Here is a 14717-nt window from a genome sequence, read left to right on the forward strand (position 1 = left end):
GCCCCGATTCCGGTCTCAGTGTCAAGGATCGCTGGGAGATTCCTGGGAGGACTCGGCGCGCAGGGTGAATCGTCCCCCGCCGAACGGCGGGGGGCGGAGTGCTGGGAGACTGATGGGGTCCGTGCTGTGAGGAGCCCGCTGTGAGCAAGCAGACCGCCGACCGTGGCGACGCCCTGGTCCGCGCCGGGGCGATCGTGTTCGCCGTCGGCGCGGTGGCGACCCTGGTCACCTTCGTCCCGCTGTTCTTCGACCTGACCAGGCTGCCCACCGCGGCCTACTGGATCTGCATGCTGATGCCGCTCGGCTTCCTGCTGTCGCTGGCCGGCCTGCTCGCCACCGCCCGCGCCGAACGCCGTCGCGCCCGGGACTGACGCGGCGGGGGCCGGGACTGACGCGGCGGGGGCCGACGCGGCCGGGGCCCGTGCTCAAGGGCTCACGGGTGCCTCACGGGCACGTGGGAGCAGTTCCGCGCCCCCGGACCCGTCGGCCGGGCGCCCCGTGGCCGCCGTCCCTACAGGGCGTCCGCCAGCCAGGCCGGGAAGGCCGTGAGGTCGTCTAGGACGGCGTCCGCGCCGGCCGCGCGGAGCTCCTCGGCGGTGCACGGCCCGGTGGCCACCGCGACCGCGACGGCGCCCGCCGCCCGGGCGCCGACGATGTCGCCGAGGTGGTCGCCCACGTAGATGCCGGCGCCGTGCTCGCGCAGCGCGTCGCCCTTGGTCTCCGCCCACAGGTCGCCGACCAGGACGTCCGCCTCCAGACCGGAGTGCTCCAGGTGCAGCCGCGCGTTCCGCTCGTACTTGCCGGTGATCACCGCGACCCGGCCGCCGCGGGCCCGGACGGCGGCGACCGCCTCCCGGGCGCCGGGCAGCACCAGGGTCGCGGCCACGGCGTGCTCCCGGTACATCTCTCGGTAGCGGTCGGCGACCGCGTCCAGCCGCTCGGCCGGGAACCAGTTGGCGAGCTCGTGCAGCAGCGGCGGCCCGAGCCGGCTGACCGCCAGCTCGCTGTCGATCCAGGTGCCGGTCTCGGCGGCGAGCGCGTCGTAGGTGGCCTTGATCCCGGGCCGGGTGTCCAGCAGCGTCATGTCGAGGTCGAAGCCGACGGTGAGAGCCATGCCCGCCAGCCTAGGCCGTGTCGGCCGTCCTCCGGCCGCGGTGCGGACCCCCTGCCACGTGCTCTCCGTCACTGCCCGCAGTTCCCCGGGGACCCAAAGTTTCGACCGCGGGCCCGGCCGGGTATGCAGCCATCGCACGGGGTGGTCGATCACCCCGCTTCGTCTCCGGGGGGTGTCTGCCTGTGGATCGCGCCGCGCCGCGTCCCTGCCGGGCCGTGCCCCCGTCCGGACGTGCCGCTCGGGAGTGAGCGGCTGAGGGATCATTAATCCGCTGAGCGTCGCCGACCGCCCGCGTAGGGTGGTCGGCTCGCCGTCCACCCGACGGGATCCGGCCACCGCCGGTCCCGCCCACACTCACAACGAGGACAGTTCGAGATGCCCACCGGCCAGGTCAAGTGGTTCAACGAGACGAAGGGATTCGGCTTCCTGTCGCGCGACGACGGGGGCGACGTCTTCGTCCACACCAAGGCGCTGCCCGCCGGGGTCACCACGCTGAGGCCGGGCCAGCGCGTCGAGTTCGGGATCGTCGCGGGCCACCGCGGCGACCAGGCGATGGGCGTCACGCTGCTCGACGCCCTGCCGTCGGTCGCCGCCGCCCAGCGCCGCAGCCCCGACGACATGGCGCCGATCGTGCAGGACCTGATCACCACGCTGGACGCCGTCCTGCCGGGCCTGCAGCGCGGCCGCTACCCGGCCAAGCCGGCCGGCCAGAAGCTCGCCGTGCTGCTGCGGGCGGTCGCGGACCAGTTCGACGTCTGACCGGACCGCCCGCACCAGGGCGTCAGGACCTCAGAAGCGCAGCGCACCCGGGTCGACCGAGGGCACCAGCCCCTCCGCGGCGGCCCGGGTGAGCAGCGTCTCGACCGCCGCATACCCCTCCGCGCCGAGGTCCTCGGTGAACGCGTTGACGTAGAGGCCGATGTGCTGGTCGGCCACCGCCGGGTCCATCTCCTGCGCGTGCTCCAGCACGTACGCCCGGGAGTCCTCCGGGGCGTCCCAGGCGGCCCGCACCGAGGCGCGCAGGGTGTCGGCGAGCTCCTTCAGCCGGTCGGCGCCGAGCGAGCGCCGGGCCACGATCGCGCCGAGCGGGATCGGCAGCCCGGTCTCCCGCTCCCAGGCCTCGCCCATGTCGGCGAGGCGGTGCAGCCCGTACCGCCCGTACGTGAAGCGGGCCTCGTGGATCACCAGTCCGGCGTCCACCCGGCCGTCCCGCACCGCGGGCATGATCTCGTGGAAGGGCATCACGACGATCCTCCCGAAGCCGCCGGGCACGGCCTTCGCGGCCCAGAGCCGGAACAGCAGGTAGGCCGTCGAGCGCTCGCTCGGCACCGCCACCGTGCCGCCCGTCAGGTCGGCGTCCGGCTCCCGGGTCAGCACCAGCGGGCCGCAGCCGCGCCCCAGCGCCCCGCCGCAGGGCAGCAGCGCGTACTCCTCCAGCACCCAGGGCAGCTGCCCGTAGCTGATCTTCAGCAGGTCGAGCTCGCCGCGCTCGGCCATGCCGTTGGTGACGTCGATGTCGGCGAACAGCACTTCGGGCGCGTCGGCGCCGGGCACCAGGCCGTGCGCCCAGGCGTGGAAGACGAAGGTGTCGTTGGGGCACGGCGAGTACGCGACCCGCAGCGGCTCAGCCATCAGCGGCCTCCTGGAGCAGTTCGGGGTACGGCAGCGCCGCGAAGGCCCGCTCCAGGGCCCCGAGCGCCTCGCCGATCCGCCAGGCGGCGCGGTCGCGCGGGCCGACGGGGTTGGACACGGTCCTGATCTCCAGGACGGGCAGGCCGGACCGGGCGGCGGCCTCGGCCACGCCGAAGCCCTCCATCGCCTCCGCGGCCGCACCGGGATGACGGGCCGCCAGCGCGGCGGCCCGCTCCGCGCTGCCGGTCACCGTGGAGACGGTGAGCACCGGGCCCGTCACGGCGTCCAGGGCCTTCGCCGCCAGGGCGACCGCGCCCGGTGCGGGCCGGTGCCGCACGCTGCCGAAGCCCAGCTCGGTGACGTCCCGGAAGCCCTCCGGGGTCTCGGCGCCGAGGTCGGCCGCCAGGATCTCCGAGGCGACCACCGTCGCGCCGACCGGCGCGTGCGGGGCGAAGCCGCCCGCGATGCCGGCCGACACCACCAGCCGGAACCGGCCGGTGGCCAGGGCCGCCGCCGTCGCCGCGGCCGCCGCGGCCGGGCCGACCCCGCCGGCCAGCACCTCGACCGGCACGCCCGGCGCCCCGGCGCGTGCGAGCCCGCGCAGCACCGCGTCGGCCTCGGCCTGCACGGCGACGACGACGAGCAGCCCGGCCGGGCGGCCGGACTGCTCGTCGTCGTACCTGGGGCTCATCGCCGGAGGGTCAGTCCTGGGTCTTCATGTCGAAGTACCAGATGCCCAGGATCTCCTGGGTCTTCTGGTCGGCCTCGACGACCGTCACGGTGGTGGTGCCCGAGGAGTTCAGCACCTGCGAGGCCGCCACCGAGCCGGACCAGGTGGTGCCGCGGGTGTCCTGCGCGAGCGGGGTCTGGCCCTGGGCGCCGCCGTCGGTGAAGGCGAACCAGCCGCGGTCCGCGACGGACGGCGGCACACCCACGCCGATCCGGTCGCTGGCCTGCACGTCGGTCGACGGCAGCGTGTTGGCCTCGCGGGCCTTCTTCGCGTCCACCTGGCACTTGGCGAGGACGTCCTGCGGCAGCGCCTTGCCGTCGTTGTAGCAGAACGGCGCCGAGGTGATCGACGAACGGCCGACCGTCAGGGTCACGACGTGCTCGTCGGGCTTGCCCTGGTCGGCAGCGTGCGCGATGGAGATGCCGACCGTGCCGGCGCCGATCACGACCACGGCGCCGATGGCGGCGATTGCACGGGTGCTGAGGCTCATGGGCAAGAGGCTACCGGGCTTTCGCGATCACGCGACGCGGGGGTGGCCGAGTCGCCGCGGCTATGCCACCCGTGGCCGAGTGGCCGTCCCGCGCAACCCCACCTTGAACAGCGAGCGCAGCGTCCACAGCAGCATCACCGTCATCACCGCCGCCGCCAGCGCCAGGCCCAGCGTCGCGTTCAGCGGCAGCGAGATGCCGACCACGCCGCCCGCGACCCAGCACAGCTGAAGGAGCGTCTCCGACCGCGCGAAGGCGGACGTCCGCACCGCCTCCGGCACGTCCCGCTGGATCACCGCGTCCAGCGCCAGCTTCCCCAGCGAGGCCGCCATGCCCGAGGCCGCCGCCACCACGGCGATCGTCAGCAGGCTGTACCAGATCGCCGCCGCGGCCGAGGCCAGCGCCGCCAGCAGCAGCATCGCGGCGACCGTCGCCTCCGAGCCACGGGTCTTCAGCCAGGAGCCGAACACCGACCCCAGCGCGTTGCCCACCCCCGCCGACGCGGCCACGATGCCCAGCGCCGCCGTCTCCGGCACCCCGCTCACCGGCTCCTTGCGGACCAGGAACGCCAGGAACATCACCAGGAAGCCCACCAGCCACCGCAGCGAGGACACCGCCCGCAGCGCCAGGATCACCGACGGGCCGACCGTCCGCAGGATCGCCTTCGACGACCGGGCGCCGTGCCCCTCGGCGTGCATCACCGCACGCTGCTCGCCCTTGGCCGAGTCCACCTTGTGCGGCAGGTGAAACGCCATCAGCGTGCCGATCACGAAGACCAGGAACGCGCCGCGCAGCGGCCACCCCGGACCGGCCAGGTGCAGCAGCCCGCCCACCCCGGCCGCGACCATCGTCGCCAGCAGGCCGGCCAGCGTCACCCGGGAGTTCGCCTTCACCAGCGACAACTGCGGCGGCAGCAGCCGCGGCACCACCACGCTGCGCACCACCCCGTACGACTTCGAGGCGACCAGCACGCCCAGCGCTTCGGGATAGAGGGCGATCCCCCCTCCGGCGATCGACCCGGCCATCGTCCAGGCCAGGATCGCCCGGGCCAGCATCGACATCGCCATCGCCGAACGGCGGCCGTGCGGCAGCTTGTCCAGCAGCGGACCGATCACCGGTGCCAGCAGCGCGAACGGCGCCATGGTGATCAGCAGGTAGAGCGCCACCCGGCCGCGGGCCTCGCCGGTCGGCACCGAGAAGAAGATGGTGGAGGCCAGCGCGACGGTGATGAGCATGTCGCCGAAGGAGTTCAGCGCGTGCAGCTCGATCAGCTTCGCCAGCCCCGACTCGCCGGCGCCCTCCGCCGACGTCGCCCGCCGGATCCGCCGGCCGGTGCCGTGCACCATCCGGCCGGTCCGCACACCCGCCGCGGAAGCTCCCCTGACCAGTGCGTTCTTCGGTCTGCCGGCCTTCGGCGGCGTCTGCTCCCCGGCAGCTCCGGCACCGGTGTCCGGATCCTGCGGCGGCACAGCCCTCACCCCCGAGGGACCCTCCGGCTGCGGAGCGTCCACGCCGTGCTGCGAGGGGGTCTCGTCCGCCACATACGCCATCCTGCCCGAGAATCAGCGACCGTACGACTGTTGACCCGGTGCGGCTTCCGCGGAGCGCCGCGCGCGGCCCCGGACTGTGCCCGGACGCCGACCGGCGGGTAGCCTGCACTACGCGCACGGGGTTGGGACGGACCGGGCGGGGCGGCGCGGCCGGTGCCGGGGACGGACCCGGGTCGCGCAGAATAAGAAGTGCCCCTCGTACAGCTTCGGCGGGCGGGGCACCGCCCCCGGACGGCCCCGGCCGTGCGCGGGACCGCCGCCGGACAACAGGACTGGGAGAGAATCGACGCCGTGAGCGCTGCGATGCGAAGCCGTACCCCCGACCGGCTCTGTGCCGAAGCCGTCGAACTCGCCCGCCAGGCCGCCGTCGAGATGGTCGGACCGGAGACCGTCGGCGCCCACCTCGGCGTCCGCGCCGAGGCCGACCGCGTGGTCACCCACACCTTCGAGTGCCTCGACGCCGCCTACCGCGGCTGGCACTGGGCGGTCACCGTGGCCCGTGCACCGCGCGCCAAGAACGTCACCCTCGACGAGGTCGTCCTGCTGCCCGGCGACGACGCCGTCCTCGCCCCGCAGTGGGTGCCGTGGAGCGAGCGCCTGCGCCCCGGCGACATGGGCCCCGGCGACCTGCTGCCCACCGGCGCCGACGACCTCCGGCTGGAGCCCGGCTGGAGCGGCGAGGACGAGCCCGCCCCCAACTCCGCGATGAGCGAGGCCGCGGAGGAGGACGTCGTCCTCACCGATCCGCACGTCCAGCCCGCCCCGGCCCGTGCCCGGATCGGCGCCGTCGCCGAGGAGCTCGGCCTCGCCCGGCCCCGGGTGCTCTCCCGGCTCGGCCTGCACCTCGCCGCGGAACGCTGGGACTCCGCCTTCGGCCCGCAGACGCCGATGGCGCAGGCCGCCCCGGCCAACTGCGACACCTGCGGCTTCCTGATCCCGATCGGCGGCTCGCTCGGCCAGGCGTTCGGCGTGTGCGGCAACGAGTTCGGCCCCGCCGACGGCCAGGTCGTCGCCTTCGGGTACGGCTGCGGCGGCCACTCCGAGGCCGCGGTGCTGCCCGCCCCGCCCACCCCCTCCGAGCTGATCCTCGACGAGACCGTCGTCGAGCCGCTCACCCTCCACCCCGACCGCACCGGCGGCTCCGTCGAGCCCGACGCCCCCGCCGAGGAGCTCGGCCACTCCTGACGGAGCGGGCACCCGCCCCGCGTGCGCCGTCCCCTGCGGTCGGAACTGTCCGTCCGGCAGGGGAGAATGCGGACGTACGCAGGGTGCGGACGGCGGAAGGCGGCAGGGCCAGTGGAGCCTCGGATCATCGGCGGTACGGACGGGCAGGCGGCGGACGTCTTCGACACGGCTGGCCTGCGCCACCGCGTCCTGGACGCGTGGACGGCCGCGCCCGCACGCTTCCGGGAGGACGCCAACGCCGAGGAGGAACTCGCCCTCGGCGGCTACCGCGACCGCCTGATCGTCGAGCTCGCCCAGAACGCCGCCGACGCCGCCGCCCGCAACGGCACCGCCCCGGGCCGGCTGCGGCTGATCCTCCGCGACGGCGTGCTGGCCGCCGCCAACACCGGCGCCCCGCTGGACGCCACCGCGGTGGAGTCGCTCTCCACCCTCCGCGCCTCGGCCAAGCGCCCCGAGGACGTCCCCACCGTCGGCCGCTTCGGCGTCGGCTTCTCGGCCGTGCTGGCGGTCGCCGACGAGCCCGCGGTGCTGTCCACGCACGGGTCCGTCCGCTGGTCGCTGTCCGAGGCCTCCGCGCTGGTCGGCGCCCGCCCGCAGCTCGCCGAGGAGCTGCGCCGCCGCGAGGGCCACGTCCCGCTGCTGCGCCTGCCGTTCCCCGCCGAGGGGTCCGCCCCGGACGGCTACGACACGGTGGTGGTGCTGCCGCTGCGGGACGCCGCCGCCGAGGACCTGACCCGCCGTCTGCTCGCCGAGATCGACGACGCGCTGCTGCTGACCCTGCCAGGCCTCGCCGAGATCGTGGTGGAGACGCCGGAGGGCGTCCGCACGCTGACCCGGTCCGCGGACGCCCCGCGTCCGGACGGCATCACCACCGTCACCATCACCGACGGGGACCGGGCCACCGTCTGGCAGACGGTCGGCGCCGAGGGCACCGTCGCCGCCCCGCTGCTGGCCGACCGGACGACCGAGGAGCGCGCCCGCCCGTACTGGTCGGTGGTCTGGGCGGTGCCGGTCTCCGACACCGGCGTGCCGCAGCCGCTGCGGACCACCGCGGTGGTGCACGCGCCGACGCCCAGCGACGAGCCGCTCGGCGTGCCCGCGCTGCTGATCGCCGGCTACCCGCTGGACTCCACCCGCCGCCACGTCGCCCCCGGCCCGCTCACCGACTTCCTCACCGAACGCGCCGCGGACGCCTACGCCGAGCTGCTGAGGGCCCGCGGGGCGGACCTCGGCTCGCTCTCCCTGGTGCCCGGCCGCCTCGGCCACGGCGCGCTGGACAACGCGCTGCGCGCGGCGATCCTGGACCGGCTGCCCGGCACGCCGTTCCTGCCGCACCCGGGCCCGGTCGAGGAGGGCACTCCGGCGCTGCGGCCGCGCGACGCGACGCTGCTGGAGGGCGCGGACGGCTCGGTGGTGTCCGCGCTGGCGCCGATCTTCCCCGGCCTGCTGCCGGCCGGCCTGGAGCGCCGCCCCGAGCTGCGGGCGCTGGACGTCCGCCGGGTGCCGCTGGCCGAGGTGGTCGACCAGCTCGGCGGCCTGGACCGGGAGCCCGCCTGGTGGCGCAACCTGTACGCGGCGCTGGCCGGGGCCGACCCGGAGGCGCTGGGCGCCCTGCCGGTTCCGCTGGCCGACGGCCGGACGGTGACCGGCCCGCGCCGGGTCCTGCTGCCCTCCGACCCGGCGGACTGGGCCGGCTACGAGGGGTACCCCGACTCGCTGGCCGAGGCGCTCGGCCTGCTCGACCTGCGGCTCGCCCACCCGGAGGCCGCCCACCCGCTGCTGGCCAAGCTCGGCGCCGTGACGGCGACCCCGGCCGGCGTGCTGGACACCCCGGAGGTGCGGGCCGCCGTCGCCCGCTCGCTGGAGGTCGGCGAGGACGACTTCGACGCCGCGGTCGACCTGGCCGACGCGGTGCTCGCACTGGTGAAGGCCGCCGAGGCCGGCCCGGGCGACCACCCGTGGCTGGCCCGCCTGGCGCTCCCGGACGACGAGGGCGAGCTGACCCGGGCCGGCGAGCTGATCATCCCGGACTCCCCGTTCGCCGACCTGGCCCGGGAGGGCGACGCCGCCTACGTCGACGACGACCTGCTGGAGCGCTGGGGCCCGGACGTGCTGGCCGCCGCCGGTGCACTGGCCGGCTTCGTGCTGGTCCGCGCCGAGGACGTGGTGCTCGACCCGGACGACCTGGAGCGGCTCGACCCGACGGTGCCCGCCGACCGGGCCGCCGGCGGCTCCCCCACGGGCCTGGTCGACGAGGCCCCGGACGGCCTCGCCGAGTGGTGCGAGGACACCCTGGAGGCGCTGCACGCCGACGACAGCGGGGAGATCGGCGTGCCGCCGGTCGCCGCCGAGCTGCTCGCCGTCCGCGACCTCGACCTGGTCGACGACGCGGCCTGGCCGCAGGCGCTGAAGGTGCTCGCCCGCCCGCCGTACCGGGACGCCGTGGTGAACCCGGTGCGCACCCTGCTGCCGGACGGCCGCTACGTCGACCTGCCGCCGTACACGGCGTGGTGGCTGCGCGACCACCCGGTGCTGGACGGCCGGGAGCCCGCCGGCCTGCGCGCGGCCGGCGCCGACCCGCTGCTGCGCGGCCTGTACGACGAGGCCCGCACCGACCTGGACGAGCAGTTCCTGCACGCCCTCGGGGTGCGCACCACGCTGGCCGCGCTGCTCGCCGAGCCGCACGGCCCGGAGGAGCTGCTCGACCGCCTGGTGGACGACGCCTCCGACGTGACCCACCGCCAGCTGCACGGCATCCACACCCAGCTCGCCGCGCTGCCGGCCGGGCGGGTCGAGCCGCTGGACGTCGTCCGGGCGCTCGCCCCGCTGGATCCGGAGACCGGCCGCCGCCCCGACACCACGGTGGTCGTGGACGCCGCGCAGGCGGTCGTCGCCGACGCGCCGGACCTGGTCGAGCTGCTGCACGACCACCCGGTGCTGCCGGTCGCCCCGGAGCTGGCCGCGGCCCTCGCCGAGCGGCTGAACGTGTCGCTGGCCAGCGAGGTGGCGGGCGGCCGGGTGCTCTCCGACGGCGTGCTGCACCGGGTGCCGGCCGTGGTCCGCGAGCTGCTGCCGGGCTGCCCGACCGCCTACGAGGAGCACGAGGAGCTGCTGGTGGTCGGCCCGGACGGCGGGGAGGCGCACGTCGACTGGCGCTGGGACGCGGCCGCCGGCACGCCGGAGGTGCCGTACGCCCCGGAGGACGCCGAGGCGGGCGACGAGGACGACGAGTTCGAGGTGCCGCCGGTGCCGGGCCTGCTGCACGCGGCCACCCCGGAGGGCCTGGCGGCCGGCCTCGCCTGGTCGGTCGGCCAGTGGCACCGCCGGTTCGAGGTCCTCGCCGCGCTGGCCGAGCCGGACCGCGCCTACGAGCTGCTGAACGCCCGCGACTACGAGTCCTGACCGCGCCCCGTGCCGGGGCCCGCGCCCGCGGGTCCCGGCCGGCCCGGACGGGCCTCAGTCCACGCCGTTCTCGGCGGGCTCGGAGCGGAGCACGATCACCCGCCAGCTGATCTCCAGCAGCACGCCCGCGATCCCGGCGATCAGGACCCCGGTCCAGGGGTCGCGGACACCGGCCAGTTCGAGCTGGAAGAAGTCGGAGAGCCAGGGCACCGTCAGCACCAGCGCGAACGCCCCGCCCATCGCCGCGATCAGCAGGATCCGCCACCAGGAGTACGGCCGGGCGACGATCGCCAGCACCCACATCGCCACCAGGAAGAGCGTCAGCGTCGCCACGCTGGTGTCCGCCTTCAGGTCGGTGCCGTCGTCGGCCCGGGCGAGCATGTACGAGGTGAAGGTGGCGGCGCCGGCGATCACCCCGCCGGGGACGGCGAACCGCAGCACCCGCCGGACGAAGCCCGTCCTGGCCCGCTCGTTGTTGGGCGCCAGCGCGAGGAAGAAGGCCGGCACGCCGATGGTGAGGGTGGAGAGCACGGTGGAGTGCCGGGGCAGGAACGGGTACGGCACGTGGGTGAAGACGACCAGCAGGGCGAGCAGTACCGAGTAGACGGTCTTCACCAGGAAGAGGGTGGCCACCCGCTCGATGTTGCCGATCACCCGGCGGCCCTCGGCGACCACCGAGGGCAGGGTGGCGAAGGAGTCGTCGAGCAGCACGATCTGGGCGACCGCGCGGGTGGCGTCGCTGCCGGTGCCCATGGCGACGCCGATGTCGGCGTCCTTCAGCGCCAGCACGTCGTTGACGCCGTCGCCGGTCATCGCCACGGTGTGCCCGCGGGACTGCAGCGCGCCGACCAGGTCGCGCTTCTGCTGCGGGGTGACCCGCCCGAAGACGGACGCCACGTCGGCGGCGTCGGCGAACGCGGCCTGGTCGTCGTGCGGGAGGGTGCGGGCGTCCACCGGCCGGTCGGCGCCGGGCAGGCCGAGGTGGCCGGCGACCGCGCCGACCGCCACCGCGGCGTCGCCGGAGATCACCTTGGCCCGGACCCGCTGCCGCTCGAAGTAGCGCAGGGTGTCGGCGGCGTCCGCGCGCAGCCGCTGCCGGAGCACCACCAGGGCGAGCGGCTCCAGCCCGGCCGCCGGGTCGGGGTCGTCCAGCGGCACGGGTGAGCGGCCGAGGAGCAGCACCCGCAGCCCGCGGGCGCCGAGCCCGTCGGACTCGGCCAGCGCCGGGTGCCCGGCCGGCAGCAGGACGTCGGGGGCGCCGAGCAGCCAACTGCCCTCGCCGCCCTGCGGTTCGGCGAGCCGGGCCGCGCTCCACTTGCGGGCGGACGAGAACGGCACGGACTCGACCACCCGCCAGCGGCCGTCCGGCGGGGGGCCGTAGGCCTCGATGACGGCCTGCATGGAGGCGTTGGGGCGGGCGTCCGCGGTGCCGAGCGCGCCGAGCGCCTCGCGGAGGGTCTCCGGTGCGCCGTGCCGGGCCCGGCCGTCGGCGAGCGGCCGCAGCTCCAGCAGGTCCATCCCGCCCTCGGTGAGGGTGCCGGTCTTGTCCAGGCAGACGGTGTCGACCCGGGCGAGCCCCTCGATCGCGGGCAGCTCCTGCACCAGGCACTGGCGGCGGCCGAGGCGGATCACGCCGATCGCGAAGGCGACCGAGGTCAGCAGCACCAGGCCCTCGGGCACCATCGGCACGATCCCGGCCACCATCCGGCGGACGGCCTCCTGCCAGTCGTTGCGCTCCACCGCGAGCTGGCTGACGATCAGGCCGAGCGCGGTCGGCACCAGCAGCCAGGTGATGAACTTGAGGATCTCGTCGATGCCGCTGCGCAGCTCGGAGCGGACGAGGGTGAACTTGGCGGCCTCCTCGGAGAGCCGGGCGGCGTAGGCCTCCCGGCCGACCTTGGTGGCGGTGAACGCGCCCGCGCCGGCGACGACGAAGCTGCCGGACATGACCTGGTCGCCGGGGCGCTTGAGGACGGAGTCGGGTTCGCCGGTGAGCAGCGACTCGTCGATCTCCAGGCCGTCGGCCTCGGTGACGGTGCCGTCGACGACGACCTTGTCGCCGGTGCCGAGCAGCACGGTGTCGTCGAGCACGACCGCGGAGGTGGCCACGGCCAGCGCGGCACCGTCCCGGCGGACCTGCGGCTTGGCCTCGCCGATCAGCGCGAGGCTGTCGAGGGTGCGCTTGGCCCGCAGCTCCTGGACGATGCCGATCGCCGTGTTGGCCACGATGACCAGGCCGAACAGGCCGTCCTGGATCGGGCCGACCACCAGGATGATCGCGAACATCACGCCGATGATGGCGTTGAAGCGGGTGAGGACGTTGGCCCGGACGATCTCGCGGACGGAGCGGCTGGAGCGCACCGGGACGTCGTTGACCTGTCCGCGGGCGACCCGCTCGGCGACCTCGGCCGCCGTCAGCCCGCCCCGACGCCCGGACGGCCCCGGGTGTCCTGCCTCGGCCGTGCCCTCCGCGGGATGCGTCATGGGTCCGACTCTAGGTGGGGCCCCGGGCCGGTGCCGCTCCGCCGAGGGGGTGGTCAGTCCAGACGAGTGGCGGGGCCCTCGGGGCTCTCCGCGCCCGTCCCGGCCCCGGTCGCGGCCTCGGCGGCCCGGGCGCGGCGGATGGCGTCCCGGCGGGCGCGGCAGTACCAGAGGCCGATCAGACCGAGCAGGCCGCCGGAGAGGCAGATCCACGGCCAGGTGCCGTGGCCGTGCTGCTCCAGGGTGCCCTTGAAGGGCAGCAGGGCGAGGAAGGCGACGAACCACAGCGCCGTGCCGCCGCCGACGATGGCGACGTCGTTGGCCTCCAGCGGTGGGGGCGAGGGGCGCAGCGGGGTCTTGGACATGGCCCCTAGGGTACGGGGACGAGGAGCCTCCGGTGCAGGGGTGGCGGGCGCCCGACGACCGATTCTGCGGGTGGATGGCCGTAAGGGCCTTCTTCTACGCGCGAAGATGGCGTGCGAACGAGCGAAAACTCATACTTGGGCTTCCGGTTGCTGCTACGCGCGTCATCTCGCCCGTCCGGCAGGCCGCCGGTGGACCGGGTCAGTGCAGCCCCGGGTCCCGCCGTCACCACCCCCGTCCGTGCCCCCACCCGACGAGGACCCCGCATGTCTCCGCAGGCCCAGCCGACGTCCGCGCTCGACGCGCCGTCCGCGCCCTCCGCCGCACCGCAGCCCCCCACCGGTGTGCTCGACCGCTTCTTCCGGATCACCGAACGCGGCTCCACGCTGCCCCGGGAGATCCGCGGCGGCGTCGCCACCTTCTTCACCATGGCCTACATCCTGGTGCTGAACCCGATCATCCTGGCCAACGCCACGGACATGACCGGCGCGCACCTCGACAGCGGGCAGCTGGTCACCGCCACCGCGCTCACCGCGGGCCTCACCACCCTGCTGATGGGCGTCATCGGCAACGTGCCGATCGCACTCGCGGCCGGCCTCGGCGTCAACAGCATCGTCGCCCTCCAGCTCGCCCCCCGGATGACCTGGGCCGAGGCGATGGGCATGGTCGTGCTGGCCGGCTTCGCGATCCTGCTGCTGGTCGCCACCGGCCTGCGCGAGCGTGTGATGAACGCCGTGCCGCTCGGCCTGCGCAAGGCCATCGCGATCGGCATCGGCCTGTTCATCGCCCTGATCGGCCTGGTCGACGCCGGCTTCGTCAGCCGGATCCCGGACGCCGCGCACACCACCGTCCCGCTGCAGCTCGGCGGCAGCGGCCACCTGCTCGGCTGGCCGGTGCTGGTCTTCGTGCTCGGCCTGCTGCTCACCCTGGTGCTGCTGGTCCGCAAGGTGCCCGGCGCGATCCTCATCGGCATCGTCGTCGCCACCGTCGCCGCCCTGGTGATCGAGCAGGTCGTCGGCCTCGGGCAGGGCTGGGGCCTGACCGTCCCGACCTGGCCGGGCAGCCCGGTCGCCGCCCCGGACTTCGGCCTGATCGGCGAGGTCGACCTGGTCGGCGGCTTCCACCACGCCGGTGCGCTCACCGGTGTGCTGTTCGTCTTCACCGTGCTGATGTCCTGCTTCTTCGACGCGATGGGCACCATCCTCGGCGTCGCCGACGAGGCGCACCTGCTCGACGAGAAGGGCGACCTGCCGGGCATCAACAAGATCCTCATGGTGGACGGCATCGCCACCGCGGCCGGCGGCGCCACCTCCTGCTCGGCCAACACCTGCTACGTGGAGTCCACCGCGGGCGTCGGCGAGGGCGCCCGGACGGGCTTCGCCTCGGTCGTCACCGGCGTGCTGTTCCTGTTCGCGCTGTTCCTGACCCCGGTGGCCACCATGGTGCCTGCGCAGGCCGCCACCCCGGCGCTGGTCGCGGTCGGCTTCCTGATCCTGGCCAACTCGATCAAGGAGATCGACTGGGCCGACCACACCATCGCGATCCCGGCGTTCCTGACCATCGTCCTGATGCCGTTCACCTACTCGATCACCAACGGCCTGGGCATGGGCTTCATCGCCTTCTGCGTGCTGCGCCTGGCGGCCGGCCGCGGCCGCGAGGTGCCCGCGGCGATGTACGCGGTGTCCGCGGTCTTCGCCTTCTACTACCTGATGCCGGCGCTCGGCCTGCTCTGACCGGCGCCGCCGTACGGGCCCTCCCTCCGGATCCCCGGG

At 75.2% G+C, this 14717-nt stretch carries 12 protein-coding genes; 5 read left to right on the plus strand and 7 right to left on the minus strand.

The window, feature by feature from the left end:
- Positions 1-140: 140 nt before the first annotated feature.
- Complete coding sequence (locus AB0O09_RS08710; protein ID WP_344622531.1) at positions 141-371, plus strand: hypothetical protein; 231 nt, start codon at positions 141-143, stop codon at positions 369-371.
- A gap of 140 nt (positions 372-511) precedes the next feature.
- Here AB0O09_RS08710 and AB0O09_RS08715 read toward each other — a convergent pair whose 3' ends face one another.
- Positions 512-1114, minus strand: coding sequence for an HAD hydrolase-like protein (locus AB0O09_RS08715; protein WP_363540820.1), 603 nt, complete (start codon positions 1112-1114; stop codon positions 512-514).
- Between the two features lie 375 nt (positions 1115-1489).
- On the opposite strand from AB0O09_RS08715, the gene AB0O09_RS08720 reads away from it, so the two are divergent.
- Positions 1490-1873: a cold-shock protein gene (locus AB0O09_RS08720; RefSeq protein ID WP_363540821.1), complete on the plus strand. Its 384-nt coding sequence runs from the start codon at positions 1490-1492 to the stop codon at positions 1871-1873.
- A 30-nt stretch (positions 1874-1903) separates the two neighbouring features.
- Here the strand turns inward: AB0O09_RS08720 and AB0O09_RS08725 are convergent, their stop codons facing one another.
- The 4 genes from AB0O09_RS08725 to AB0O09_RS08740 are packed head-to-tail and all read right to left on the minus strand — an operon-like array spanning position 1904 to position 5310.
- Entirely contained in the window at positions 1904-2746 is an 843-nt protein-coding gene (locus AB0O09_RS08725) for a 1,4-dihydroxy-6-naphthoate synthase (protein WP_359978196.1), read from the minus strand.
- Positions 2739-3437: a futalosine hydrolase gene (locus tag AB0O09_RS08730; RefSeq protein WP_363540822.1), complete on the minus strand. Its 699-nt coding sequence runs from the start codon at positions 3435-3437 to the stop codon at positions 2739-2741. Before AB0O09_RS08730 ends, AB0O09_RS08725 begins: the two co-directional genes overlap by 8 nt.
- 10 nt (positions 3438-3447) lie before the next feature.
- Positions 3448-3966 carry a hypothetical protein gene (locus tag AB0O09_RS08735; protein ID WP_344622527.1) on the minus strand — a complete coding sequence of 173 codons (519 nt, stop codon included), beginning with the start codon at positions 3964-3966 and terminating at the stop codon, positions 3448-3450.
- A 60-nt stretch (positions 3967-4026) separates the two neighbouring features.
- On the minus strand, positions 4027-5310 hold the full coding sequence (locus AB0O09_RS08740) for an MFS transporter (RefSeq protein ID WP_363540823.1): 1284 nt from the start codon (positions 5308-5310) through the stop codon (positions 4027-4029).
- Positions 5311-5817: 507 nt separating this feature from the next.
- On the opposite strand from AB0O09_RS08740, the gene AB0O09_RS08745 reads away from it, so the two are divergent.
- Positions 5818-6699, plus strand: coding sequence for a DUF3027 domain-containing protein (locus AB0O09_RS08745; RefSeq protein WP_344622612.1), 882 nt, complete (start codon positions 5818-5820; stop codon positions 6697-6699).
- A gap of 111 nt (positions 6700-6810) precedes the next feature.
- Positions 6811-10101 carry a molecular chaperone Hsp90 gene (locus tag AB0O09_RS08750; RefSeq protein ID WP_363540824.1) on the plus strand — a complete coding sequence of 1097 codons (3291 nt, stop codon included), beginning with the start codon at positions 6811-6813 and terminating at the stop codon, positions 10099-10101.
- Positions 10102-10155: 54 nt separating this feature from the next.
- Here AB0O09_RS08750 and AB0O09_RS08755 read toward each other — a convergent pair whose 3' ends face one another.
- Both AB0O09_RS08755 and AB0O09_RS08760 read right to left on the minus strand, forming a co-directional pair.
- Positions 10156-12585, minus strand: a complete 2430-nt coding sequence (locus AB0O09_RS08755; RefSeq protein ID WP_363540825.1) for an HAD-IC family P-type ATPase — start codon at positions 12583-12585, stop codon at positions 10156-10158.
- Positions 12586-12638: 53 nt separating this feature from the next.
- On the minus strand, positions 12639-12947 hold the full coding sequence (locus AB0O09_RS08760) for a DUF2530 domain-containing protein (protein ID WP_363540826.1): 309 nt from the start codon (positions 12945-12947) through the stop codon (positions 12639-12641).
- Between the two features lie 264 nt (positions 12948-13211).
- Between AB0O09_RS08760 and AB0O09_RS08765 the strand changes: the two genes are divergently transcribed.
- Entirely contained in the window at positions 13212-14678 is a 1467-nt protein-coding gene (locus AB0O09_RS08765; protein ID WP_363540827.1) for an NCS2 family permease, read from the plus strand.
- Positions 14679-14717 lie beyond the last annotated feature (39 nt).

The organism is Kitasatospora sp. NPDC093679 (assembly GCF_040683455.1).
Taxonomy (GTDB): domain Bacteria; phylum Actinomycetota; class Actinomycetes; order Streptomycetales; family Streptomycetaceae; genus Kitasatospora; species Kitasatospora arboriphila.

Excerpts from the sequence above, each read along its gene's own strand:
- AB0O09_RS08720 (WP_363540821.1), top strand. The coding sequence starts at position 1,490 with ATGCCCACCGGCCAGGTCAAGTGGTTCAACGAGACGAAGGGATTCGGC.
- AB0O09_RS08740 (WP_363540823.1), bottom strand. The coding sequence starts at position 5,310 with ATGGTGCACGGCACCGGCCGGCGGATCCGGCGGGCGACGTCGGCGGAG.
- AB0O09_RS08715 (WP_363540820.1), bottom strand. The coding sequence starts at position 1,114 with ATGGCTCTCACCGTCGGCTTCGACCTCGACATGACGCTGCTGGACACC.
- AB0O09_RS08735 (WP_344622527.1), bottom strand. The coding sequence starts at position 3,966 with ATGAGCCTCAGCACCCGTGCAATCGCCGCCATCGGCGCCGTGGTCGTG.
- AB0O09_RS08760 (WP_363540826.1), bottom strand. The coding sequence starts at position 12,947 with ATGTCCAAGACCCCGCTGCGCCCCTCGCCCCCACCGCTGGAGGCCAAC.
- AB0O09_RS08745 (WP_344622612.1), top strand. The coding sequence starts at position 5,818 with ATGCGAAGCCGTACCCCCGACCGGCTCTGTGCCGAAGCCGTCGAACTC.
- AB0O09_RS08730 (WP_363540822.1), bottom strand. The coding sequence starts at position 3,437 with ATGAGCCCCAGGTACGACGACGAGCAGTCCGGCCGCCCGGCCGGGCTG.
- AB0O09_RS08765 (WP_363540827.1), top strand. The coding sequence starts at position 13,212 with ATGTCTCCGCAGGCCCAGCCGACGTCCGCGCTCGACGCGCCGTCCGCG.
- AB0O09_RS08725 (WP_359978196.1), bottom strand. The coding sequence starts at position 2,746 with ATGGCTGAGCCGCTGCGGGTCGCGTACTCGCCGTGCCCCAACGACACC.
- AB0O09_RS08755 (WP_363540825.1), bottom strand. The coding sequence starts at position 12,585 with ATGACGCATCCCGCGGAGGGCACGGCCGAGGCAGGACACCCGGGGCCG.